Annotated in this window: 15 protein-coding genes; 6 read left to right on the forward strand and 9 right to left on the reverse strand. The window is 41.4% G+C overall.

The window, feature by feature from the left end; all coding sequences use genetic code 11:
* Positions 1-179 precede the first annotated feature (179 nt).
* On the reverse strand, positions 180-2,015 hold the full coding sequence (locus AACW45_RS29090; protein ID WP_190636428.1) for a tetratricopeptide repeat protein: 1,836 nt from the start codon (positions 2,013-2,015) through the stop codon (positions 180-182).
* A 41-nt stretch (positions 2,016-2,056) separates the two neighbouring features.
* Between AACW45_RS29090 and AACW45_RS29095 the strand changes: the two genes are divergently transcribed.
* Positions 2,057-2,215: a hypothetical protein gene (locus AACW45_RS29095; protein ID WP_190636430.1), complete on the forward strand. Its 159-nt coding sequence runs from the start codon at positions 2,057-2,059 to the stop codon at positions 2,213-2,215.
* Here the strand turns inward: AACW45_RS29095 and AACW45_RS29100 are convergent, their stop codons facing one another.
* The 4 genes from AACW45_RS29100 to AACW45_RS29115 form a co-directional block, all read right to left on the reverse strand.
* Positions 2,216-4,777, reverse strand: coding sequence for a PAS domain-containing sensor histidine kinase (locus AACW45_RS29100; protein ID WP_190636432.1), 2,562 nt, complete (start codon positions 4,775-4,777; stop codon positions 2,216-2,218).
* A gap of 970 nt (positions 4,778-5,747) precedes the next feature.
* Complete coding sequence (locus AACW45_RS29105) at positions 5,748-8,366, reverse strand: CHAT domain-containing protein (RefSeq protein WP_242045506.1); 2,619 nt, start codon at positions 8,364-8,366, stop codon at positions 5,748-5,750.
* Between the two features lie 53 nt (positions 8,367-8,419).
* Positions 8,420-10,192, reverse strand: a complete 1,773-nt coding sequence (locus tag AACW45_RS29110) for a ShlB/FhaC/HecB family hemolysin secretion/activation protein (RefSeq protein ID WP_190636436.1) — start codon at positions 10,190-10,192, stop codon at positions 8,420-8,422.
* Positions 10,193-10,490: 298 nt separating this feature from the next.
* Positions 10,491-13,010 carry a two-partner secretion domain-containing protein gene (locus AACW45_RS29115; protein WP_199331255.1) on the reverse strand — a complete coding sequence of 840 codons (2,520 nt, stop codon included), beginning with the start codon at positions 13,008-13,010 and terminating at the stop codon, positions 10,491-10,493.
* 650 nt (positions 13,011-13,660) lie between these two features.
* Here AACW45_RS29115 and AACW45_RS29120 point away from each other — a divergent pair.
* The 5 genes from AACW45_RS29120 to AACW45_RS29140 all read left to right on the forward strand — a co-directional run bounded on the left by AACW45_RS29120 (position 13,661) and on the right by AACW45_RS29140 (position 19,685).
* Entirely contained in the window at positions 13,661-14,398 is a 738-nt protein-coding gene (locus tag AACW45_RS29120) for a hypothetical protein (RefSeq protein WP_190551093.1), read from the forward strand.
* 118 nt (positions 14,399-14,516) lie between these two features.
* Positions 14,517-15,917: a DUF4231 domain-containing protein gene (locus tag AACW45_RS29125; protein WP_242045505.1), complete on the forward strand. Its 1,401-nt coding sequence runs from the start codon at positions 14,517-14,519 to the stop codon at positions 15,915-15,917.
* A 341-nt stretch (positions 15,918-16,258) separates the two neighbouring features.
* Positions 16,259-16,594, forward strand: coding sequence for a hypothetical protein (locus AACW45_RS29130; protein WP_096647495.1), 336 nt, complete (start codon positions 16,259-16,261; stop codon positions 16,592-16,594).
* A gap of 119 nt (positions 16,595-16,713) precedes the next feature.
* Positions 16,714-18,057 carry a hypothetical protein gene (locus AACW45_RS29135; RefSeq protein ID WP_190636440.1) on the forward strand — a complete coding sequence of 448 codons (1,344 nt, stop codon included), beginning with the start codon at positions 16,714-16,716 and terminating at the stop codon, positions 18,055-18,057.
* A 677-nt stretch (positions 18,058-18,734) separates the two neighbouring features.
* Positions 18,735-19,685 (forward strand): NAD-dependent epimerase/dehydratase family protein, encoded by a 951-nt coding sequence (locus tag AACW45_RS29140; RefSeq protein ID WP_190551087.1) that lies wholly within the window; start codon positions 18,735-18,737, stop codon positions 19,683-19,685.
* Between the two features lie 87 nt (positions 19,686-19,772).
* Here AACW45_RS29140 and AACW45_RS29145 read toward each other — a convergent pair whose 3' ends face one another.
* The 4 genes from AACW45_RS29145 to AACW45_RS29160 form a co-directional block, all read right to left on the reverse strand.
* Positions 19,773-20,498, reverse strand: coding sequence for a cytochrome b/b6 domain-containing protein (locus AACW45_RS29145; RefSeq protein ID WP_190636442.1), 726 nt, complete (start codon positions 20,496-20,498; stop codon positions 19,773-19,775).
* 242 nt (positions 20,499-20,740) lie between these two features.
* Positions 20,741-21,670 carry an AMIN domain-containing protein gene (locus AACW45_RS29150; protein ID WP_190636444.1) on the reverse strand — a complete coding sequence of 310 codons (930 nt, stop codon included), beginning with the start codon at positions 21,668-21,670 and terminating at the stop codon, positions 20,741-20,743.
* A gap of 44 nt (positions 21,671-21,714) precedes the next feature.
* Entirely contained in the window at positions 21,715-22,236 is a 522-nt protein-coding gene (locus tag AACW45_RS29155) for a hypothetical protein (RefSeq protein ID WP_190636447.1), read from the reverse strand.
* Positions 22,237-22,240: 4 nt separating this feature from the next.
* On the reverse strand, positions 22,241-24,421 hold the full coding sequence (locus tag AACW45_RS29160) for a cation:proton antiporter (protein WP_190636449.1): 2,181 nt from the start codon (positions 24,419-24,421) through the stop codon (positions 22,241-22,243).
* Positions 24,422-24,759 lie beyond the last annotated feature (338 nt).

Consider the following 24,759-nt stretch of genomic DNA (forward strand, 5'->3'; position numbering starts at 1 on the left):
CCCTCACCCCCAGCCCCTCTCCCTCAGGGAGAGGGGAGCAAGAGATTTAATTCCCCTTCTCCCTCAGGGAGAAGGGGTTAGGGGATGAGGGCGCGAGGTATTTGTACAACACGCGCCGTATATAGCTTTTAGCTTAAGTTGACACCAATGGGCATTGCCTTACCCTCTATTGCAGATGATCAATTTTTATACATTGCTAATAATTGAGGAATGTAATCATAGCCATCTACGCCAATAACTGCAATAATTTTCGGGCGATTTTGTTGGAGGAAATTGGTAAAGGTTTCCTCTCCTATTTGCCCTTGTAAAATTGTTAAAAGTCCGGCTGCTTGTCGCCATTCACGGGAAGCAATTTGCTCTAAAAGATACATGCCTAAACTACCAGTGTAAATGGTTTTTTCAAAATTTTGCAGTTGATAATAAGCTTCAGCTAAGTAAGCTAAATTGCGTCCTTGGAGATATAAATCTCCAGATATTTGCGCTGTTTTAAAACCTTCTTCTAAATATTTAATGGCAATTTGTGATTCGCCAATTACTAAATGGGCAATTCCTAAGCTACTAAAACACAAGGCTTTACTTTGAATATCACCTAATTGTTCGGTTAATTTTAAACCCTGTTGTAAATAGTTAATTGCCATTTCATAGGTTTCTGGTTCTAGCTGTTCTAGTTCTTGGGCGTGCATAACTTCGCTGTAGCCTAAGTTAATTAAGGCGTTGGCTTCGCCGGTGCGATCGCCTACTTGACGACTCAGAATTAAGGCGCGCTGGCTGTGGTTAATAGCTTCCACGTAATCTTGCTCTTGCACGTAGGTACGGCTGAGGTGATTGAGATTGGCAATTTCACAGGGGCGATCGCCTGCATTTCTGGCGATTTCTAATGCTTGTTGATGAAATTCGATAGAACGTTGATATTGTCCTAAAGCCCGTTGTGAATAGCCTAATAGCGTTAATATTCGCGCTTTTTCTTGGGTTTTCTCGACTCTCCGCAGTGGCTCATCTAAATAATCTAAAGCATCCCGCAAATAGTTACCGGAAAATGAAGCGAAAATCCCGCCGTAAAGGGGAAAATAAGGACGCAGGGCAAAATTGCGGAGAATTTGCAGCATAACTTGCGATGCGCCGTTGCTGTAAACTGGGGCTAGGTTGTGAAAACCGCTAGCTAATTGACTCCAAATTACTGCAAAGGTTAAATAAGTAGAAATCGATAACTTAGAACCAGCTTGCACATTGTAAGCTTGTTGGTCAAACCAGTTAACTAAACCCCTTTGCAAATATTGCAGAATTAACGCCATTTCTACCCATTCACTCAAGGTAATTTGCTGGTTAGCGGCGAATTCAATTGCCGAACCTTCCGTTGCTAAGGTACGCAATAGGGTATGGGGTATTTGGCTATTTACCTGCTTTGCCCAAGTTGCCCAAGGGCCGCTTTCTCCAGGTACACCACCAAACCCTAGTGATTGATTTTGCTCGTACATCCAGCTAACTAAATGTTCTTGCAATCGCTGCCAAGCTGCTAAACCTCGGTTAATTCCGTCGGATATATGTTGTAAATCTGATTCTGGTTGAGAAAATTGCTGTATAGATTTTGACAACTGCTGTAGCTGTTGAGAATTGAGGGGCTGCTTTTGATTGGGATCGGTAAATCTAAGAAAAATTGCTAGCCGTTCATCAGCTGCGGCTGTGGTGATTTCTTTGACAGCAGAAACGATCGCTTCTGTAGCTTTGTTGTGTTCTTGCCACCTTTGCCATTGAGTTTGAATAGTCTTAATTGCTCTTAAACTGCGGGTAGCCTTAGCTTTTTTGAGTTCATCCTTTTCCCCATCTACTTGGTTTTGGATGGCTGTAGAGCGATCGCTCAAAACTAACTCAAATACTTCTCCTGTCCCAGGATTCACCCCTTTGAGCAACATTTGATACACCTGCTCTACAGAGCTAATTTTGCCCTTGAGGGTGGTGTCCACAATTTCGTCAATTAAAGCCAGGTAGCGATCGCGCAATGGCAGAGAGTCTGACACTTTAAGCTACTGATGAATGTACGTCATCTTTATTTTAATTGTTGTCGCGGCAGAAGGAGCAAGAGGCAGAGGGAGCAGAGGGAGCAGAGGGAGCAGAGGAAGCAGAGGGAGCAGAGGAAGCAGAGGGAGCAGAGGAAGAAAGAGAGATGGGAAGAAATGCTATGCCCAATGCCCCATGCCCCATGCCCCATGCCCATTGACTAATGACTAATGACTTTCATCGGCAAATTAACAATAAATGTTGCGCCTTTGCCGATTCCTTGGCTTTGGGCTTCGACTGTACCACCATGCAATTCTACGAGATGGCGAACTATCGCTAATCCTAATCCTAATCCGCCGTGCGATCGCGTGCTGGAACTGTCGGCTTGGCGAAAGCGTTCAAATACATAGGGGAGGAAATCAGGGGCAATTCCGCCGCCTGTGTCGCTGACTCGCAATTGAATGCGATCGTCTAGGCGTTCTAGTTGCACTTCAACTCTACCGCCTTTGGGTGTGAATTTGACGGCGTTGGAAAGGAGATTCCAAAAGATTTGTTGCAATCTGTTGACATCGCCCATTACTAACCCCACTGCTGGATCGAATCTGCTCTCGATGTGAATTTCTTTAGCTGCAACAGCTGGTTGTAAAGTTTCAAGAGCGGCTTCTAAGACGGGTATCAGTTCTAATGGTCGCAGATTTAAGGAAAGTTGACCTTGAATAATTCCCGATACGTCTAATACATCTTCAATTAATTGTGCGAGGATCTTGCTATTGCGGTCAATGGTGTCTAAAGCGCGGGTGGTTGTAGTTTCGTCTAATTTGCGCTTTTTGAGTAGCTGTATCCAACCGACTATTGCGTTGAGCGGGGTACGTAGTTCATGGGAAAGGATACCTAAAAACTCATCTTTCATGCGGTTGGCGGTTTCGGCTTCGATGAGCAGTCTTTCCCGTTCTTGCTCTGAGAGTTTGCGATCGGTAATATCAATCAAAAATCCATGTAATATCTGCGGTTTTTCTCCTTGGCGCACGACATTTACTATGTCGTATATCCACAATACTCTGCCATCGGCTGTCAACATGCGGTATTCAAATTCATAGTTATCCAATGTGAGAGCAGATTGTAAACAATACTCAACTGCCCATTCTCGATCTTCTGGGTGGATATGTTCTTCCCAAAAATTTGTGGCGTACCATTCTGTTGCAGGATAACCTAAAATCTCTTCTGATTGCGGCCCGACATAGGTAAATTGTCCGGTATTTGCATCGACTTCCCAAGGAATTACCCGAACTTTTTCTGTTAATTTTCTAAACCTTTCTTCACTATCTTGTAGGGCTTTTTGAGCTTGTTTTGTCTCTGTGATATCGTTAATCAGAGCCACAAATCCTTCTACTTCCGATTGTTGATTAAATTGGGGAATATAAGTGACATTAACATCACGTTTTCCCATCTTTGGACTATCAACTTGAGTTTCGTAATTGATGCGCAATCCCGATAATACTGTATCTATATAATCACTGATTTCCTCATAGACTGAATCGCCGACAATTTCTTGAATTTTCTTGCCATAAAATTCCGCTGCTTTTATGCCATACCATTCTTCGTAATGACGATTATTAAATTGATAACGTTGTTGGTTATCGACATAAGAAATGAAGACGGGTAAGGCATTAGTAATTAATCTGAGTTGTTCTTCTCTTTGGCGAATTGCTGCTTCTGCTTGCTTTCTTTCGGTGATATTACGCCATGCCGAAACTCTGACATTACGACCTTTATATAGAGAATTTTTGGCGATAATTTCTAAATTTATAGTATTTTGCTCTTTAGTTACACCCGTGACTTCATAAGGAGTTTCCCCATTATCTTGCAGTAATTGGCGCGATTCTGGCGTGAGAAATTCTGTAATATTAATGCCAATAACTTCATCAATTTTATAGCCAAACATTTTTGCAAAAGCGGGGTTGGCATCTATGACTTTACCATTGGCGTGAATTAACACGCCTTCAACGGTAGCATCAGCTAAGGCATGAAATCTATTTTGACTTTCGCGTAATTCATTTTCTGTTTGTTTAATTGCGCTTAAATCAAGCACAAAACTAATAACTTCTTCTACACCACTGGCTAATAAGGCAGAACCGATGAGAATGGGAACGCGACTACCATCTTGGCGAAAATATTCTTTTTCAAATGGTTGATTAAAACCTTGATTACGTAATTCAGTAATAGCGCGATCGCTAATTTCTTGATATTCTGGCGGTGTCATTTCTCGCCAGCGCATTTTTCCCGATAACAATTCCTCTCTGGTGTAACCTAACATTGTTAAAAAGGCATCGTTAGCTTCCAAAATTGCCCCTTTCATATCAGCTACAACCACCCCAATAATGTTAGACTCTGCCAAACGTCTAAATCTGGCTTCGCTAGCTTGTAGCTGCTGCAAACTTTGTTCGAGACGACACTTAGCACTGCGTAACTGAGAGTTTAGCCAGCTAATCAGCGTTGTTACCAGTACAAATAAGATTAAGCGCAACAGACTATCAAAAGAGTAAATTAACGGTGAAGATATTGGCTCCAAAAAAAAGTATGCTACAGAGATAGTTGCTAAAGCCGTAGCTAATAGCCCTGGTTTCATCCCGCCGTACCAAGCACTCACCGCCACAGCAGCAAAAAACAGTAAAAAAATCGTTGGACTGAGTAGTGGCTTTAACAAGAAAGTCAGTAGTAATGCGCTACCAACTGCCAAAACTGCTACTGCATAAGGCAAAAGTCGCAGCATCGTTCCCTTCAAGGTGGCTTCTCCTTTGATGCAGCTAATTGCAGCAAAATTAGCCTCAATTAGCTAAACAAAGCGATTGTAGATTAGTTATTTTATCTTGGATAAATAGGGAACAAATCAGAATATTCAGCAAATCTATCTAAAGTAATAAAAGCTGATAGCCGACTATAATTAGTTTCATTCTATATCAAGCTGATAGAAAAAAATTGATGTGTCTCACCCTGCTTAACATCCTTCAGTGCTAGAAGTCTGACAGTTTTTCTCAATGGCAATCGGTGAGAGTATATAGTCTGGATGGAAGCAGGGATTGTTATCGCTTCAATGCGATCGCGATCGCTTTAATTTAATTTAGTCTAAGTTATTATTTAGCAATAATAGTATACATAAACTAGATTGCTCACTTTTGCTCAATAATGTCTGAACAGTAAAATAGAATACTTTACCTTTTCAAAAATATTTTTGCTAGCGTTATTTTAATCATCAACTAAGATTTATCAAAGTATAGAAATTCGCTTTAATTAAAAAAAACATTTAAGGGACTTCCAAGAAATAAATTATCCAATCTTGTGGGGTGGGCAGCGTTCGACTGAGCGCTCACGCCGAAGTCTTGCCCGCCTTTGACTATGGGCGGGCGAGACGCCCACCCCACAATAAATAGTTGTATATTTTTTTATTTGGAAGTCTCTAAGTATTTTTAGGGTTGCTAGATCCCAGACTTCTTATAGGATACAGCTGGCAAATGGTGGGTTAGAATCCTCAATAATGTCGATCCAAACACTTTTCTTGCTTACCCGACACATCGCCCGCAGGCTATAAGCCTGGGGCTAAATCTACAAAGCCTGCCTCCGCAGGCTAGAGAAATCGAGCCTGCGGAGGCAGGCTTTGTTCGATTAGCCTCACCCTTGAGGGTGAGGGCGGGATTTCGTCGGGATAAGCGAGGGTTATTACCCCTAATTCGCCAGATGTATCGGTCTATTTTCGTTCAAAGCCAGCTACCTACTAGAACATAGGGTGCCCAAAACCGTGGATGATCGTAGTTAGGATTTTTAAATAGAGCCTGTTGTGCTAGGCGTAGTGCTTCGGCTCGGCTGACACCAGGTTTTCCTAAGTTTTGATAAAAAGCCTTGGCGAAGAAGACGCTGGATTGATCGTCCAGATCCCATAAACTAGCGATCGCACTACTAGCTCCAGCTTGAACTGTAGTTCCCGCAATCCCCATGACTGCTTGATCGTTACCTGCTGCTGTTTGACAAGCACTGAGAAATAATATTTCAATTGCTTTGGTGCGTTTTTGTCCTTGTCTTTGAAACAACCGATCGAATTCGTCTAACTTCATTTTTCCGTCGGCTGTCAGCACAAATGTGTTTTCTCTGTCAGTACCGAAATAACCGTGAGTTGCTAGATGGACGATATCAAAGTTAGAAGTATTGAGCTTTGTGTTGAAGGCTTTATTAGTAAATTGTTCTTCAGCAATAGCACTAACATCTACGCCTGTCTTTTTAATTTCTGCTACTTCCTTTTGCACATTTGCTAGTCGGGAAAAGCCCTTAACTTGCTTTGGTGGTTCAGTCAAGCTAGCTGCTAACACCTTAATTTCTCGTCTTTGCAAAGGCATGGGATCGCGCACTTGTAGCCCTAAAACTAAAGAGACGGCATATTTTTCCATGAGATACTGTTTGCCATCATATAAACTTGCCATCGGAATTTTGCGCAGAAACCCATCCAAAACAAAAATTAAAGTTTTAATCTTGCCTTGCTCTAGTTTTGTTTGTATTGGTTGAATTAGCCAGTTGTAGACTTTTTTACCATCCTGTCGTACTTCTTGATAAGTACCCACTAGCTTGAGATTTTCATAGAGTTGCTTTAAGGTAGCCTCAATTTCCTGTTTGCCTACTTTGACAGATGGAGAGTGATATAAATCTGGATTATTGGGAAATTTGACAATCACCTCTAAGCGGTCATCTAAAATAATTGAATAGATCACCGCCGCTTGTTGGTCTTTAGTATCAATCACCTTGTCAAGTTGTAATTTATTATCTTGACAAGCTTGTTGCATAAAGTTTTGCAATTTGGCAACTTGCAGCGCTTCTAAGACATTGCGAGCTTGTTGGAGGTTGCTTTGACTAGAGGTGGGCGATTGTAGCAGCAAATCTACTAAGCGGCGATATAGAGGCTCGACACTTTCCCGAAAGGAAAATTGTACATCTGCATTACTGGCAATCAAGTCACCCCGGATACCTTGTAGACTATTAAATGCTTCGGTGTAGGCAGCGATCGCATCTGGAAATTGTTTTTGGTTGTCGCATTGCTTTTGTCCTTGACAGAGAATCCGCCCTAGTTGCCATTGCCAACGATAGGCAATATCTTGTGCTTGAATTGACTGAGATAAATTCAGTGCTTTGCGCGTCAAATCTTGCGCGATCGCCCATTGTTGAGTCATTTCATACAAGTGTCCCAGATTACCTAATACAAAAGACTCTGCCCGTACATCTTGCAATTGTTCCGCCTGCTGACGAGCCACAGCCAGAATTTGACCAATTGTTTCTGGGCTAGGGCTAGAGGATTTCAGCCTTAATTCGAGGAGACTCTGAGCAAATTGTACCTGGGCATAAATCGCCGGACGACCTACAGGCAGGTTAGCAATTTGACTTTGTATTTGCGGATATAGTGCTTGTGCTTCTGGCCATTTTTTCATTGCTACCAGCAGGCGCAGGCGGTTAATTTGGGCTTGAGCCTTCATGCTTGAAGTATTCGCTATCACCTCTGCTTGCTGGTAAAAACCCAGAGCTTGCTGATTATTTTTTTCTTTATTCTTACTTTGAGCGCGAGCCAGATTACCTAAGCTCAAATAAGTAGCAGCAATATTTTCAGGCGATTGTAGTTGTTGAGCAATTTTCAGACTAGCTTGTAAATTCTCATCCGCCTTTTTTAAATCCCCTGCAACCAAAAGAGCATCACCTAAGCTGCGCAAATTAGCGACTTTAATTAAAGAATCTGGTTGATTTTGCAGAGTTGTTTTTAAATTCTCCAGCGTGGAAATTGTCCGTTGATACAGTCCTAAAGTTTGTAAAGCTTGTGCTTGCTTAATAGTGACGAGGGTAACTTTATTGCTATCTTGCAGCTTTTGGTAAAATGATGCAGCTTGCTCCCAAGATGACAATGCAGCTTCCGCCTTACCTTGTGCTAGTTGTAAACCACCTTTGACATCTACAGCTTGCGCCCAAACTGTTAAACGTTGGGGAGAATCAGGAGTTTTTTGGATTAATGCGATCGCATTTTCAATGGCTTCGGTTGCTTTTGGTATCTGTCCTAATTGGTGAAAATTCAAAGCCAAATTACTCAGAACAACCGCCTGTCCAATGGTATCATTATTACCTTGATAAACCTGCAAAGCTTGCTGCAACACCGTCACCGCCTCGCTAAATCGTCCGGCTGTATATAAATTTTTCGCTTCTTGTTCCTGAGGAAGAATCGCAATTTGGGGTGGGTTAAACCCTTGATTTGAGGTATCGCGGGCAATAACAGGTGAAGTAAATATACATAATAAAGCAGTTAAACCAGCCAAAATAACATAGCCAATTTTCTGCCGTTGTCCAAACAACGAATTAAATTTGTGTATAAAAATCTGACTATATAATGCCCTCTTTCCCCACCTCAAAAAGGTTTGTAAATGAGAGAGAAATACAAACCATTTTCTTGCCATGTGTCCCCCTTAGAATCAACTGATGTGAGTGGAATTCCCCAATCTAAACGCGCTGTTAAGTTATTACCTTGATGCCAAAGCAATCCAATACCGGTACTTACTAAAGTGTTGGACTTAGGATTTGCGCCATCATTATTCCAGCCAGTACCAACATCAACAAAAGGTGTGAGTTGCAAAACTCCTTGCAGTTGAGGAACTCGCAAAACTGGTAAGCGAATTTCCGCCGTTGCTTGTATGCCATTATCTGTTAACAACTGATCTTGACGATATCCCCGGACACTAGTTTGTCCACCAATCCCAAATTGTTCTAATCCCAATAATTCGCGATCTGCTAATTGCATATCAGCTTGTAGCAAAAACAAAGTATCAGGCGCTAACAAACGCAGCCATTGTCCTTGTCCGCGCCAGCTAAAAAAGCGACTATCTGGTGCATCTTTGTTGATAGTTGCGTCTAAAATACCTAATCCCAGGCTAAATTGCGATCGCGCGGCGATGACTTGTTGACTACTGCGCTGAGTCCATTCTTGGACAAATCTGATAGCCGAAACCCTGGTACGTCCTTCTTCATCCGCTCCAGTCGCCAGAGGAAACCCACCAATACCATCAACACCTAAAAAGGTTTGACTAGTCTGGTGGCTAGCGGTAAGTCCTAAAGCAAATTCTTGGCTAGGAGTTTGGACAATTGGTTGCCGGAAATTTAACTCATAATAACTAGATTTAGATGTAATATCTAATACATTGAAAGGCTTTTCTATAACATTACTATTAGTATTTCCATAGGAAAAAGTTAGCTTACCGTTGCGCGGGTTAAGTGGCAGACTATAGCTAATATCAAAGCCGTTACTTCCATCGGTGTTGGTATAACCAATATTTAAACTATCTCCCAATCCCCAAAAGTTACCTTCATGAAGATTAACTCGCCGCCGAAAACTACCTACACTAGGACTGCGTCCGTTATCTAAGACAATATCGCCACTCAAAGAATTGGCTTCTTTAACCTTCACCTCTAAGATATTCGTCCCCGGACTGATCCCAGCTTGTAAATCCGCAGAAACACTTTGGATCAGGGGATCGAGTTGTAATAGTTGCAATCCTTCCAAAAGGCGATCGCGTGAGAATGGTTTACCCGCAGCAATCGCCAAGCGATCGCGCACATAACTAGGATTGAGGCGGCGCGTACCTGTAACATTAATCTTTTCTAAACTTCCTTCTACCACCTGCATCACCACCACCCCAGCCTTGATAGTTTGGGGTGGGATGATTACTCCCGATGTAACATAACCTTTATCTACATATAATTTTGTCAACTGAGAGCGTAACTCTACTAATTGAGCAAAAGTTATTGAGCGTTTAGTATAAGGTGCAGCCACCTTTGCTAATTCTTCCGTACTAAACACCGTATTCCCGACAAACTCAAATTTTTCGACTGTTAACGTCTCAGGTAGCGCCTCCGGAGTAAATTCTGGTTGAGTGATAGTACCCGGCGAACTGGGTAAGAGTTGTTCTGGTGGTGGTAAAGGTGGTAGCGGTTCTAATTTTGGCTGCTGTTGTCCTGAAGGCGGTTTAACTTCCACTGGTGGGACTTGCGCCGCTAACCGTTCCACCTGAAAGCTAGGAATCATTGCTGTCATCAGCATCAACATCTTGCGCCAAGACACAGAAGACTTGTATCTAGAATTGTGAGAATATAGACTGCGCGATCGCCAGTCCGATAAACGATTCATAATAAAAATTCTCTATATAGGTAAAATAAACATTGCAATGTCAGCACCCGATGAATTGTTAAATTTATACTGTTAAATTTCTCACCAGCAAAAAACCTGCTGAAAAATCCCGAAATTTAGGCAAACTACTTTCAACTAAATCAACCATCCTGTAAATTAAGCTAGAAAACCCATAAGCCTGCACCAATGACAAATGACAAATGAAAATTGTACAGACGCGATTCATCGCGTCTCTGGCAAATGACAAATGAAAATTGTACAGACGCGATTCATCGCGTCTCTGACAAATGACAAATGTCTACTTAACACTACAGAATGCACTAGATAACCGAGACTGTAGCTGAGTAGCCGTTGTCGGTTTAGCCGTTAACACAATGTCACCATTGCTATTCCGTACCATACCTACTGCTTCCACTAAAGGCTTAGTCCCACCGGATGAAAATTCCATCACATTCGCCGCTTTCACAGAATCTTTTTCATTATTATTACTTGATGTATCAGTATCACGATTAACCCAACTAGCCGACACAGCCCCCGCACTTAAAGCATCATCAGGACTAGGCGGTAGTCCACCTCGCCCAGTGATCACAAATTCACTCTGCCCCTTAGCCACGCTACCACCACCGCCAGCGCCACAGCCTTGAGCAATTAATCCAGAGGCATCTGTTAAGTCAGTAGGCAGTGCTACAAGCCCCTGACTAGGGTCAATACTGAGCGTATCAAGCGATATCTCTCCATCTTGCCCAATATCAGAACTGGCGCTGATATCGCTAATACGGTTTTGATCAATGTTATTCAGATCCAACTTTCCCCGATTTTGAGAGTTTTTAAAACCTATAATGCGGTTAGCGCTAATCTTAATCTTGCCGCCATTTCCACCCACACCATTGGCAAGAATATCGCTATCTTCTGATGGTACTGCTATCACAAATCCAGCTTTAGCATTCTCATTAATCTTGATATTACCGCCATCACCTTCAACACCTGTTGCGATAATGTTGCTGCGATCGCGCAGTAGCAAGAAGTCTTGTACCGTGATGTTAATATCACCGGCAACTCCCTTTTCAGTCTTTGTAGTAATCGATGAGTTATTCAAAGTTAGAGTGTTGGCATTAATAAAAATCCTTCCATAATTTCCTTGACTAGATATTTCACTCTTATTAAAAAGAGAAATTTCGTTACTTGCTTTAATAATAATATCTCCTGCATAACCAGAACCAGTATTGCTATTACTTAATGTAGAATTATCTAAATAAACAGACCCTTCGGTAGAGTTAATATAGATAGTACTAAAATATTTGTTACTATCATTAGCATTATCATTAATACTAGTAGCTGTTATATTAGCGACATGGATATCATCAACAGCTTGAATCGTGACATCGCCTCCAATTTTATCCTTTTGAGCAGTAGTATTAATCTCACCCTGAGTGTCAATATCACCTCGCGAATCGATGGTGACATCACCATAAGTGCTAATTAATCCAGTTGTGATATCACCCGCCAATTCATTATTGGGCTTGTACTGATTAGTTATAAATATTTGTCCACTGTTAGACTCAGCACCTGAAGTATTATAAATACCACCGTTAATGGTGATATTGGCATCTGTTGGAGTATTGGTTGTCGTAGGAATTGTACCACTGTTTCCAATGGGAGGATTGCTTATAAATATAGGAATCCCAATAGCACCAGAACTTACACCTGCGCGAATGTCTAGTGTTGGTTTATTACTACCATCTATCTCTAATTTTGTTCCATCTGACAGCGTGATGGTTTCTTTAAGAAAATTGCTTGTGTCTTCACCAGTGATTTCAACATTACCCTCAATAGTGACACTTCCACCCGCCAAAATGTGCAAAGAAGCACCTTTATAACTACCAAAACTCACATCCCCACTAGCGCGAATCACCGGATCTTTGGGACTTAACAGATTACCCAAATCGCCATCTAACTGTTCGATGGTAAAATTACCCCCAGCCCAGTAATGTGCATCGCCACCAACCGCATTACTACTGCGCAACACCATATCCCCTCCAGAGAAAAAGCCACTATTGGGGTGATTTAAAGCAAAAATATCGACTTGTTGATTACCCTGCACCACCAGTTTTCCACCAGCAGCCGCAATAAAAGGATTGCTTACACTATCTCTAACCTTTAAAGTATCCTGCGCCTGTAAAGTTAAATTACCACCAGCCTGGAGTTGTCCCTGCAAATCCAAATTTCCTGCACTCAGAGTCAAATCCTTTCCAGTTTCTAAATTTCCCTCATTACTAATACTCGCCGTTGGCTGAGAACCATACTGCACCCCCACAGGAACACTCATTGTTAACAGTGGCGCTGCTTGGGGATTCGTTGCACTAAACTCACTACCATCAGGAAACTGAAAACTGTTGGCTGTAGTTGCTAAAAACGAACCTTGAATATCTAACTGGGCATTTTTCCCAAACAAAATACCATTGGGATTGAGTAAAAATAAATTGGCGCTACCATTTACGCCCAATGTTCCCAAAATATTAGAAACGTTATTACCCGTCACACGACTGAAAATGTTTTCAACTCCTGTCGGGTTACCAAAATAAGCTCGTTTCCCTTCGTTGATATTAAATTCTGTAAAGCTGTGAAACAGACTGCTTCCCCTAAGTGCGCCACCTTCTATCAAATCAGCAGCACCACCTTTAATTGTGACATCACCAGTCACGCGGGAGCTTTCATTGCCCAATGTCCCATCCGGCACGATTTGTGCCAGAGTGGGATTGCTGGTAATTATAGGTATCAATAAAAATTGAGCTAAAGTCTCTATTGTTACTACAGACAAAAGCTTGAATCTATCGAAACAATTACTTTTACTCATCTCAATAATTTGTGATTTTATATACAAACAAAATAATCGATTCTAAGACCGAAATAAATTATTAGATGTGTAAATACTTACATGGAAAGCTATCCTGAACTGCACATAGCAGGACAGTTAGACTCATCCCCACCCGTGATGAACTATCAGTGGCAAGTTGTTTTTGCTACTTAATACTGACAAATGACAAATAGCAGCTACGGGATGTCTATCTCTCTCACCCCAGTTGCGGAGTTAGTTTCCCGTCATCTTTTGAAAAAGTTTTCATCTGCTTTTTTTAGTCAGTCTGGACTGAGTTGAGCGATACTCAAACCATCTGAGCAAATTAAGCCGATAAAGAGTGTGAGTGCTGAGTACGTTACAAATACGAAGATTTACGGTTTTGAGTTCTAACTATAACAGAATACTATTACAGTATATTTTCTAGTACTCTACAGGTTTTTCATGAAAAAAAAGTATAAATTCATGTTGCTTAAGTAAAGATACCATAAATTTCTGATAAAGTAATACATAATCTCTACCCATTGTAGGATGTGTTTATGTAAGATTTATGACGACAAAGCAAATTCTTGTGGAATAATGAGCGTGACTTTCTACACTTCAAATTCCAAGTCATGGAAAAATTTCTTAGCCTGAGTTTCGACCAAGGGCAAACAGCAACAGCCGCTAGAGTCTCTGAATCTACAGAATTATCTAATGTGCTTGAGCAAATGGGGCTAATTGGTTCGCGTCCTATTTTAGTGATCGTCGGTGGTGCAAGTCAGATTAGCGCAGCAGATTTTGGGCGTATCCAAAGCTTGTTTGTGGAAGTATTAGCCCCAATAGCCGAGAGTTTAGGAGCCTATGTTGTTGATGGCGGTACAGATGCAGGAGTGATGCAACTGATAGGTAATGCTCGTCAGCAAACCAAGTCTACATTTCCTCTGATTGGCGTAGCACCTATAGGAAAGGTGATTTTACCAAATCAAACTGAAGTTGCTGATGATGCTGCACCCCTAGAGCCACATCATACTCATTTTGTTTTAGTTCCCGGTAATAATTGGGGCGATGAGTCTCCTTGGATCGTCAAAGTAGCAACCATACTAGCTGGTGGCGCACCCTCGGTGACAGTGCTGATTAATGGTGGCGAAATTACCTTTTTGGATGCGGCTAATAGCGTCGTCGCCGGACGTTTGGTGATGGTAATAGCAGGTAGCGGTAGAACAGCCGATAAACTTGTCTCTGCACTACATGGAGAAGCCACAGATGAACGTGCTGAAAAATTAGCTGCATCGGGAAAGTTACAAACAATTGATTTAGAAGCAGAAGTAGAGGAGTTAACCCAGACTATTAAACATTTACTGTCTACTTAATTTACCTTGAGGATACAAAAATAGCAAAAAAAGTCCATATCGGGAATTTTTCCCGCAAGAACGAGTAACCATTATTTTTATCTAACTATAGCTAGAAGCTTTTGAGAAATTTAAAACTATGGCTAAGAAAAACGACTATAGTCAATACCTTAAACAGACCTTCTATGGACTGATTGACCGACTCGACTTGTCAGACTTGCGCAAAGACTTTCTGAAAAATCGCTGGCTCGATCAAGTGATGTGGTTGGAGGGGCGAGCCACCAAAGAACGCAATGCCCATCATAACCTCAGAATGATTACCATCATTGGTGGGGTAATTGTCCCTGCACTCATTGGTTTTGAGAAAGGGAACCAGAAGTGGCAAGAAATTGTTGGCTGGTCGGCTTTTGGTTTAAGTCAGGTAGTAGCCGTTTCTGCTGCGGTTGAAGAGTTTTTTGGTCATGGTGAGAAGTACCGCAGCTATCGTAATACTGCTGAAGGCTTGAAAATTGAAGGGTGGCAGTTTTTCCAAATGGCTGGCCCCTATCGTCAATATAATAACCACTCCGAGGCCTACACCATTTTTGCCGAACGAGTCGAACAGTATATTCAGCAAGATGTACAGGGCTTTATTTCTCAGTTAACAGAACGACAAGAGGGAAGTAGTAAGCAAACACAAGAAACAGTCTCAAAGAATGCAGAACTTGCTCTAGAAAATCTCAACGAGCAGTTGCAGTTACGGGCACAATATGAAGCCCAACTTCAGGAACTAGAAGCCGAGAAACAGCGCATTCAAGCTGAAAAACAGCAGTGGGAACAAGAGCGTTCTGCCCCACAACAAAGCAATAACGAACAAGTAACCCAAGGGGACTCAGATGGGCAAGCTGACTTAAATTCTGCGGTCAATTTCTGGCAAGACGACGAAGAGGATCGTGATAGCACCAGCCTCAACGCTGATTCAGTACAGTATCTCAGTACTAACGAGATTCTGGCTAAGGTTAAGAACAATCCTATCAGCAGGAACGGTACCGCACCAAACCAGCTCGTCGAAACTAAACAACTCTCCACAAAACTACCTATGTGTGGAGTTGAGCTAATTAAAAAGTTTGAAGGTTGTTATCTTAAAGCATACCCCGATCCTTTAAGTGGAGGGCTACCAATCACAATTGGCTGGGGTACGACGAGGAAACGTGACGGTAGCCCCTGGTATCTGGGAGAGAGTATTTCCCAACAAGAAGCTGACGATCTGTTGATTTATCAGCTGGAAACAAGCTACTTACCCGATTTAATGAGAATACCTTGCTGGGGCGAACTTAACCCTCACCAACAAGGGGCATTACTCAGCTTTGGTTACAACTTGGGGAGTAAATTCTACGGCTCTTCTGGCTTCGATTCCATGACCAGAGTCATAAATAATCGTGATTGGGCTAATATGCGCGAAACTTTCATTAAGTATCGCAATCCGGGAACAAATGTTGAGCAAGGATTGAGGAGACGAAGAGAAGCTGAAGCCGATCTATTCTTAAAACCCTACCCCTAATCGTCTAATATTTAAAGCTTGAGGGGTTTTTGTTTGCAGACAACGGGAGATAAGGGAAGGGGGACAAGGGAAGAGGGACAAGGAGAAAATTAATCTTTCATGTCAGCTATCTACGAGAAAATCTCACAACCAAACATGAAAATCTTTTATTAAGAGTCAATAGTCAGCAGTCAACAGTCAACAGTCAACAGTCAACGCTATTTTCAAGTCTGTCATTCACGCTAGGTTTTGGCACAACCAAGCATTAAAATCTGTCTTTCCCATGCCCTATGCCCCATGCCCCATGCCCTATGCCAATTTTCAACTAAACCATTCACGAAAAAATTTTATAGGACACAATTATGATTCGTAACAGTAAAAAGTATTCCATCGATATAGACAAAACGGGGCCAAATATTGCGATTAACATTTCTTTGGAAATAGAAATGAGTCCGGAGTTAATCGATTTGGTGTTGCGTGACTTAAGAAGCGATGCTAGAGACTTTAATGAAGCTCGCATTATAACTGAAATCATCCGCGATCCGATTATCATTTATAGCCTCTGCCAACGCATAGAACAGGTGAAAAATCAAGATAATAGATATCCAGAAGTCCATAATGAAGAGCTGAACAATCCACAGCCAAGAAATTCAAACTGGAGCTTAAACACAGCAAGTTATACTTCTAACGAAGCATAGCTGGACTGTTTAACAGTGGATGCTAGTGTTGCCTGTTCTAGCTGTTGGCGATGATTTATTGGCGATGATTAAAAAATAAAGCTACCAGCCGTTTTAGTTACCAAGCATTTATCACAAAAATGGCTAATATTGTACATATAGAAGAAAAATATACAGAACTATGGCAAAGCTGCAAAGTGCAATCAAATCTCTTGCCAGAGTTAGAAAGAATAGCTGAGAAGCTGTATTACGATCGCGGTTTGTACGAAAAACTTGAGTGGTATTATCCCAATTTACCTTGGTATTGGGCAGGAATCTTACATGCTAAGGCAGATTTCCCGGATTATCAGCAATTTTTAGAGCAAATCACGGGCAAGCTGAGTAAAATTCAGGGCGAACAGATACCAACAAAGCTTTCTACTCGCTTACTCGCCTTCGATGCGTGTAATGACTTCCAAGGTAAAGATAACCAGGGAATTACGCCGTTTGTTTGGGCTGGGACTAATCACACCAAAACTATTGATTCAGTTCCTGGTTGTGCGGCAATTTTGTACTTTCTGCAAGCGCTCGGACTCAAAGATGGCCAGGTTGAGCAGGGACAGTTTAATCTGAAGGTAACTTCTGACTCGGTGTTGAAAAGTTGCTCATTGCCCTCTAATAAGCTGGAAGCATCGGAAAAAACCACCGTCAAAGCGGGGAGAGAGTTGGAAATTATCGAAGTGGCGATCGCAGATGCACAACATCTGCGAGTCATGCTCAAGACTCCAATTCTGAGCCGACGCATTTGGTTTATCTATGGCGGACATGTGCAGATTGATGGTTCTAAAATCGCCACAGTCACGGTTAAGCCGAAAACTCTAGCCGAGAAAATCGTTGCCTATTGTGAGAAAAAGGGCTACAGAATTGACAAACAACCTGGACAAAAGAATATTATCTACATCGAGGGCATGAATCCAGATGGCACGCTCAATGATAATACCCTGAATGTCTGGAACGACCTTCGTACCGTGATTGAGTTTCAAGATGGTAAGCCGAAAATGATTGGCTGTTGGGAAGCTACAACCAACCCAGGTAAGTACTATACCTACAAGCCCATGAACCCCAAAGGTGCAGCAATGATCGCCTTTGGGCAATACAGTGCATGGCAAGTAGGAATTCATACGCCAGGTGGCGGACATGAAGCGCTGGTGCAAACTGGCGGACAAGTCACCGTTCATCGTGATGCCAATCGCAATGGCAGACGCGATCAAGGCGACTCTATGGACTCAGGGATGTTTGGCATTAACCAACATTGGGGAGGTGATAACCCTAAATCTGACGTGGGCAGATGGAGTGCTGGTTGTCAAGTAGGTAGGACAAGACAGGGACATCGCGATTTTATGGCGATGATTAAGTCAGATCCACGCTACCAAGCTAATCGCAAGTTTGTCTTTACTAGTACCATTATTGACGGCAAAGACCTGCTAGCACAGTTCCCTAATTGATGTTCTGTTGACTAGTCGAAGCATCTCGAAGCATCTGAGGCGATCGCTCTTTTGCAAGGGTGGTGTATCACCTGTGTCAACTTACAGCAGTTTTCACCTATTTGAACCACATCTATCGTAGTAGGGGCACCGCATCAGTAAAATTATTGTATTGCCCCTACAGCGTGGTCTATTTACTTTCTCTATCTTGTTTCCAGCAGGAGGATGGAAATGTGGATTCGTGGGCTGCTGCCTCGTCTTCTGATAAATTGAGGCAGAGCCTGATAAATCTTAGCTCCCACGCAGAGCGTGGGAGCTAGATGGAATGGGGGTTTTGCGTTAAGTTGACACCAATGAACATCAGCGCCCCATGAGGGGGAAGTCAAAAGTATTCAACTCCCTTCATCACAAACAATCTGTGTTATTTATGCTTTTATTTGGTATAATTTTAGCAACTCAATCTCATCTTTATATATTGAGTAATATAGTTCAGGTAAGGCTATTTTCTATTCTCGGTGTATTCCTTTCCTGCATAGACCAATTTTTTCCACTTAACCTGATTAATATGTAAAGACCTCTTTTATTTTTTATCTTGATTAAAAAGATTAAATAAAAATACTGGTCAAGTAGTGACTTTTACCACCCGAAGTATTAATCTGTGTATGCAAAGATGAAGAGGATATATAAAAATTAGAGATATGACCAAAATCATCGTTACAGGGGCAGCTGGATTTATTGGTTCTCACATAGCTGAAGCGTTACTGCGACAAGATAAAGAAGTAATAGGTATTGATGAATTTAACGATTACTACGATCCGACATTAAAACACAAGAATATAGCAATTTTAAAAGCATATCCTAACTTTAAACTTGTTGAAGGCGATATTCAGTTATTAGATTGGCCGACATTACTACAAGATGTAGAGGTAGTTTACCATCAAGCCGCACAAGCAGGAGTTAGAGCCAGTTGGGGTAGCGGTTTCCGTGCTTACACCGAACGCAACATTAACGCAACACAAATTTTACTAGAAGCTGCTAAAGATGCAAAAAACTTGCAAAGGCTAGTATTTGCCTCTACATCTAGTGTATACGGTGATGCCGAAACTCTACCGACTCACGAAGATATTCCACCTCGCCCTGTGTCTCCTTATGGTATTACCAAACTAGCAGCCGAGCGTTTATGCAGTCTCTATCACAAAAACTTTGGCGTACCTTTTGTATCTTTGCGCTATTTTACAGTTTATGGCCCCAGACAGCGCCCGGATATGGCATTTCATAAGTTTTTCAAAGCTGTATTGCAAGATGAAGCCATTCCCATCTATGGCGATGGACAGCAAACTAGAGACTTTACCTTTGTTAGCGATGCTGTTGCTGCTAACCTAGCCGCCGCTACTGCGCCTGATGCTGTGGGTGAAATCTTCAATATTGGTGGTGGTAGCAGAGTTGTCTTAACTGAAGTATTAGATACAATGGCAGAAATTGTTGGTCAACCAATCAAAACCAACCATATAGAAAAAGCTATAGGAGATGCACGCCATACCGCAGCTGATGTATCGAAAGCCAGAAAAATTCTCCAATATCAGCCAGCTGTCTCTCTCAAAGAAGGTTTGACTCAAGAATGGCATTGGATCAAATCTTTGTATAGTTAATTATTAACAGCCTGCAAGCTGTAGATAGGTTTTTTGAATTTAATTTAGGGTGTGTTATGCCGTAGGCTAACGCACCTTTAATTATATTTAATCGCCACCAGAGAAGAAAAGAGGTAAAATCAGCGCCGCTAAAATTCCTATTAGGACGATAATTTCTACGATACTGAGAGGAAAATTATTTTGTCGTAAATTACTAATTTCTCCAGCAATATTAGCTGAGAAATTACTCCCCCAATGACGCAACCGCCCATACCATTGTGTCGGGCTATCTTCTGGGCGGAGATTTGGCGAAAATATAGATAATAATAAAGGCGCACCACCTACTTTTGCAGACATCAATACATGAATTGCTAAACAGCAAACTAATAACACCCAAGCAATTAGATGTAGGTAGTACCAACTTTGATTTAAATCTCCTGTCGGTAACCATTCTTCTTGCATCATTCTGCCAGATAATACAGCTAAAATTGATGCAATTAGCATGAGCGTATTAGCAATTCTCTGCAAACTTACCCACCAAATTGGTCTACCAACTTGAGTTAAGTTTTGTAAAGAATCTTTTTGTAATAGGCGTCTATTACCTGCATGAAAGCTATATATTGCTAATATGGGGAAAATTCCCAAGAAAAATACTGCAAATGTCCCGTGAATATCGATAATTGGCCCAATACGCGGGAGGGGTATTTTCCCAAATCTGCCGTCGAAGGTATTGTAAACCAAAAAGCCTGTGATGATGGCGGCGATCGCTAAAATTCCACTCACGCCATGAATTATCTTTAACAACAAAGGCTGATAGGGCGCAGAACGAGACATGAGTAATTACCTCAGTATTTATTTGCATCTATTATTAAAAAAATATTATTAAATAATAAGTCTGATTGAGTAAAGAGCAAAAAATAATCATATTTGCTGATTCAGCGCATCATTATAGGTGTTTAAAAAGATTTTCACAACTATCTAAGGGCAAAATTATTTGTGCCCTGGCATATAATTTAGGTATTTTTGATGATGAAAACTTTTTGCTATGTCAGCCAATCAAATCAGGTTTATACAAGTTAATTTTGCTGCATTCTGGGAATAGGTTGTCCAAACTCAATTACTGGTGCTTCTCCCGGAAAACTAGGGGGAGATTGGGGTACTGTGGGTACGGTAAAATCAGGTTGATTGATCAAAGCAGGATTAGCAATATTATTAGGTTGATTTGAGAAAATTGGCGGAGGAAGTATCGGATTTGGTAGTTGAGATTGGTTATTAGGTGAAAGTGGGGGAACAACTACTAGTGGTTGCTGAGAATTAGTGGGTATTGATGGCAAAGTATGAGATGGTGGTGGTAAAGTTGCAAAGGGAAATTGTTGATTATTAATTGTTGGTTGATTAATCGTTGGTTGGGAATAGTTATAGGGAATTGTCGGGGGGTTATTAGGTTGTTGTGGGTAATTAGGGGGAATTACAGGTAAGGTATTAGGTTGTACAGCATTTCTCAACCCAGAGTTAATCCCCCGCAGTACCCAGCGAGTAGAGTTTTTCTTGGATGTTGGTTGTAATTTTACTTGATTGGGATCTAAATAATTTCCTGGTGCTACATCTAAAACTATCCGAGTTACGCCTGCATTTAACTGAGAAACCCGGACTCTTTGAATAGCTCCAGAATAACTTTGTTGAGTGGAAACATAACCCAATTTCGTATTAGGTAAATCGACAACTAGGCGGGGAGGTTGGGCGAGATAAAAATAATGAGGTGTAGTCCCGGATGAAACTGAAAACTCTAATTGTAACGCTTCTGGAGAAAAGCGCCAATTATCAAGTATAGCTAATGGGGAGGTAATATTGCGGCTACCAATTGGCGGTGGTAGCTGTTTTGTTGCTGGTAAGGCGCTGATGCTACCAGCTTGCAGAGTAATTATGGTATATATGCCAAACCAGCTAATACCAAATAGCTGCTGACAAAGTTGGCAAGATTGTTGAGTTTTGAGACTTTTGTCCATAGGTTTTATCTGGGATATGTTGAGCTATCTGGCATGTTTGTGCTTTAATGTTTTTTGCTCTGTTGAGATTTTACCTGAGTTTTATCTGGCACAGCAGTAAATTTAAAAACTCTCGTGCTACCACTTAAGGAAAATTGTCCGATGAAATTTCCTTGATTGATTAATTGCATTTGCATTTTTACTGAGTGAACGTAGTTATTTTTGGGGTTACTAATCTGACAGAAAACGCTTTTGTCAATTCTGCCAGATAGGTTTAATTCTTGGTTGCTAAAAATGCCAGAGAGATGATTGTGAGTAGGATTGCTATTTGATGATTCAGCTTCAGGATTTGCTGGTAAAAAGGAGGCATTTAGGTAAATACCTGATTGCTGCATATTCAAAATTAATTGTTCTGGTTTTTCGCAGTTGGGTATGGCTTCTTGTAAAGCAATACGATAGTGATTGTTGATTGCAGGGGGAGCTTTTAATTTACTTTCTCCATAGACGCTGACAGTTTTAAATAACAGGAGAACTGAACCGATCGCAATTCCGTAAAAGGTTAAGGATTTTAAATTGAAATGATTCATGATTTCAACTCCTAGCAACCGATTCTTGTGTGGTGACTTCAGATAGCACAGATGATAAATGAGAGGTAACTTGACTATAGCGTCGAGTAATTAGCAAGGAAGAACGACATTGAATTGCTAGTTGATCTGTGTATCTTCCTAGAGTTTGGCGCTCAATACCCCAAGCGCGGCTAGTACCAGCTATTGTCAGATCTACGGCTTCGGAAGCGGTAATTACAGCTTGAATTGGTTCTTCTTCGGCTTTTATGGGTTTAATTTCAATGCGATCGCGTACAGTCTCTGGTAAGCGTTCCATCATCATGTGCAGCTCGTAACTTAATTCATCGTTGGTTTGATTCCCTGAAACAACCTGTAAAATTTTTAACATACAAGTGTCACGATTGATTAATAATCTTAAGGCTAATATCAGGGCTAAATCATCATGAATGTTGGCAGAATATGGCACTAATAAGCTTTCTAAGCGTTCGTTGCCTCTATCAATGAAAACTGCTACATCTACGGGTGCAGTAGTAAGAATTTGACCTACTCTACCACCTAAGCGATTGTTACTAAAAGCTGGACGGTGCCAACCGACTAAAATCAAGTTAGGTTGCTCGATTTTGGCAATTTCTGCGGTTTCTCTGGCAACATTACTTGACAAGCGAATAATCGGTTGCACGTAAGAACGGATTGTTGGCGGTTCTAGACTATTGATTAAATCTTCTAGCTGTTGCTGGCGTTGCTCAATTAGGCGGTTAGCTTCAACTGGGGTATTCTCAAAGGCATAGTCTTCTTCAAATTCAATTAAGCTGAGGGGATGAACTACAGCCGATTGATGATTGTTCAGCGCCAAGGCGACTGCTAACTGTACTAAGCCTTTTTGGGTGCTGGGATTAGCTACTGGAACTAAAATGCGATAATCGTTAGCAACAACAGTATTTTCCCCTGTGGTTTCTGTTAATTCTGGCTCTAAACGATCTAAGCGGATTAACTTTTTGGGATATGTCCATTCCAGTAACGGTGAGGTCATAAATGTGGTGACTAGTGCCATAATCACCAACATGGTAAAAAGTACGGGGGAAATGACACCTAAATCTAAACCAATATTCAGTACAATTAACTCAGTTAAGCCGCGAGTATTCATTAACCAGCCTAAAGCTGAGGCTTCTCGTTTATTAATCCCACTGACACGCGCTGCAACATAAGTTCCAATATACTTACCTGCGATCGCTACTCCTAAAACTAATGCACACATTAGCCACAATTCGGGACGATTGAGTAAGCCAATTTGCGTCCGCAAGCCACTAAAGGCAAAAAATACCGGCAGTAAAAATACTAAAACAAAATCTTCGGTTTTTTCCGCTAATTCCCTGACTAAATCCGCATTTTTTGGCATGGCTGCACCGAGTAAAAAGGCTCCAAAAATCAAATGGATACCAATTAATTCGGTAATCAAGGCGGAAGCGACAACAGCCATATAAATTAAGGCTACTACCAATTGGCTTAAGCGTCCGGCACGCTGGTAATGAGTAGCGAGGCGTTGCAAAAACCAACGTCCGGCAGTGACCATAAAGCCAATATAGAGTATACTTTCGATAATCGTCGGGAATGCACTAACAATACTACCTTCTCTGGCAACTGCGATCGCCACTGCTAACAGACACCAAGCTGTGACATCATCCACCGCAGCGCAAGTTAACGCTAATGTCCCTAACCTGGTTCCTTGCAAGTTGTTTTCTGTAATAATTCTCGCCAACACAGGAAATGCTGTAATTGACATCGCTGCACCTAAAAATAAGGCAAAGGCGGTAAAAGATACACTCCCATTAGAAACTAGCGGATAAAGCAATAATGCTAGGATTGTGCCTAATGAAAATGGTACTAAAATACTCACATGGGAAGTCAAAATTGCTGTTTCTAATTGACCGCTCAGATATTTAGGATTAAGTTCTAAGCCAATGAGAAACATGAAAAATATTAATCCCACTTGTGACAAAATATTTAAATAGGGAATTGTCTCAGGTGGAAATACATGAGCTGCTACTGAAGGTGCAATTAGACCAAATAAAGAAGGGCCAAGCATAATCCCGGCGACAATCTCACCAATTACCAACGGTTGCTTAACTGACTTAAATGCCAGTCCGACTAACCGTGACAGTCCAATAACAATCAGCACCTCAAACAGAACGAGTATGACTGCGTGCATAGTTTCCTCAACAACGACTATCCGGTTTCCCTAAGATGATTCTTTAAATCACTAGAAAATGTCAACCTTTTTATATACATACCAGGTACAGTAATGCTAGGTGAAGATGTTAATTGTTGTTACAACACTGAACAAATTATCATCAATTAAGCGTGTTTTATTCAAATTTTTAGCGATAATTTAATACTCAGAATTGAAATTTCCTAATTCATAATTATTATTGCAAAAACCTAACAGTAAGGGGGAGCATCCCAATTTTGACGCAATACCCTAGAAGGGTATTGCTATAACAACAAAGCCTGCCTTCGCAGGCTATCAAACTTTTAGCCTGCGTTCGT

The sequence above is a fragment of the Calothrix sp. FACHB-168 genome (assembly GCF_963889195.1).
GTDB classification, from domain to species: domain Bacteria; phylum Cyanobacteriota; class Cyanobacteriia; order Cyanobacteriales; family Nostocaceae; genus Aulosira; species Aulosira anomala_A.

Bases quoted from the DNA above. Each gene is read 5' to 3' on its own strand.
- AACW45_RS29110 (WP_190636436.1), bottom strand. From the start codon at position 10,192: ATGAATCGTTTATCGGACTGGCGATCGCGCAGTCTATATTCTCACAAT.
- AACW45_RS29120 (WP_190551093.1), top strand. From the start codon at position 13,661: ATGGAAAAATTTCTTAGCCTGAGTTTCGACCAAGGGCAAACAGCAACA.
- AACW45_RS29135 (WP_190636440.1), top strand. From the start codon at position 16,714: ATGGCTAATATTGTACATATAGAAGAAAAATATACAGAACTATGGCAA.
- AACW45_RS29125 (WP_242045505.1), top strand. From the start codon at position 14,517: ATGGCTAAGAAAAACGACTATAGTCAATACCTTAAACAGACCTTCTAT.
- AACW45_RS29160 (WP_190636449.1), bottom strand. From the start codon at position 24,421: ATGCACGCAGTCATACTCGTTCTGTTTGAGGTGCTGATTGTTATTGGA.
- AACW45_RS29145 (WP_190636442.1), bottom strand. From the start codon at position 20,498: ATGTCTCGTTCTGCGCCCTATCAGCCTTTGTTGTTAAAGATAATTCAT.
- AACW45_RS29130 (WP_096647495.1), top strand. From the start codon at position 16,259: ATGATTCGTAACAGTAAAAAGTATTCCATCGATATAGACAAAACGGGG.
- AACW45_RS29155 (WP_190636447.1), bottom strand. From the start codon at position 22,236: ATGAATCATTTCAATTTAAAATCCTTAACCTTTTACGGAATTGCGATC.
- AACW45_RS29140 (WP_190551087.1), top strand. From the start codon at position 18,735: ATGACCAAAATCATCGTTACAGGGGCAGCTGGATTTATTGGTTCTCAC.
- AACW45_RS29150 (WP_190636444.1), bottom strand. From the start codon at position 21,670: ATGGACAAAAGTCTCAAAACTCAACAATCTTGCCAACTTTGTCAGCAG.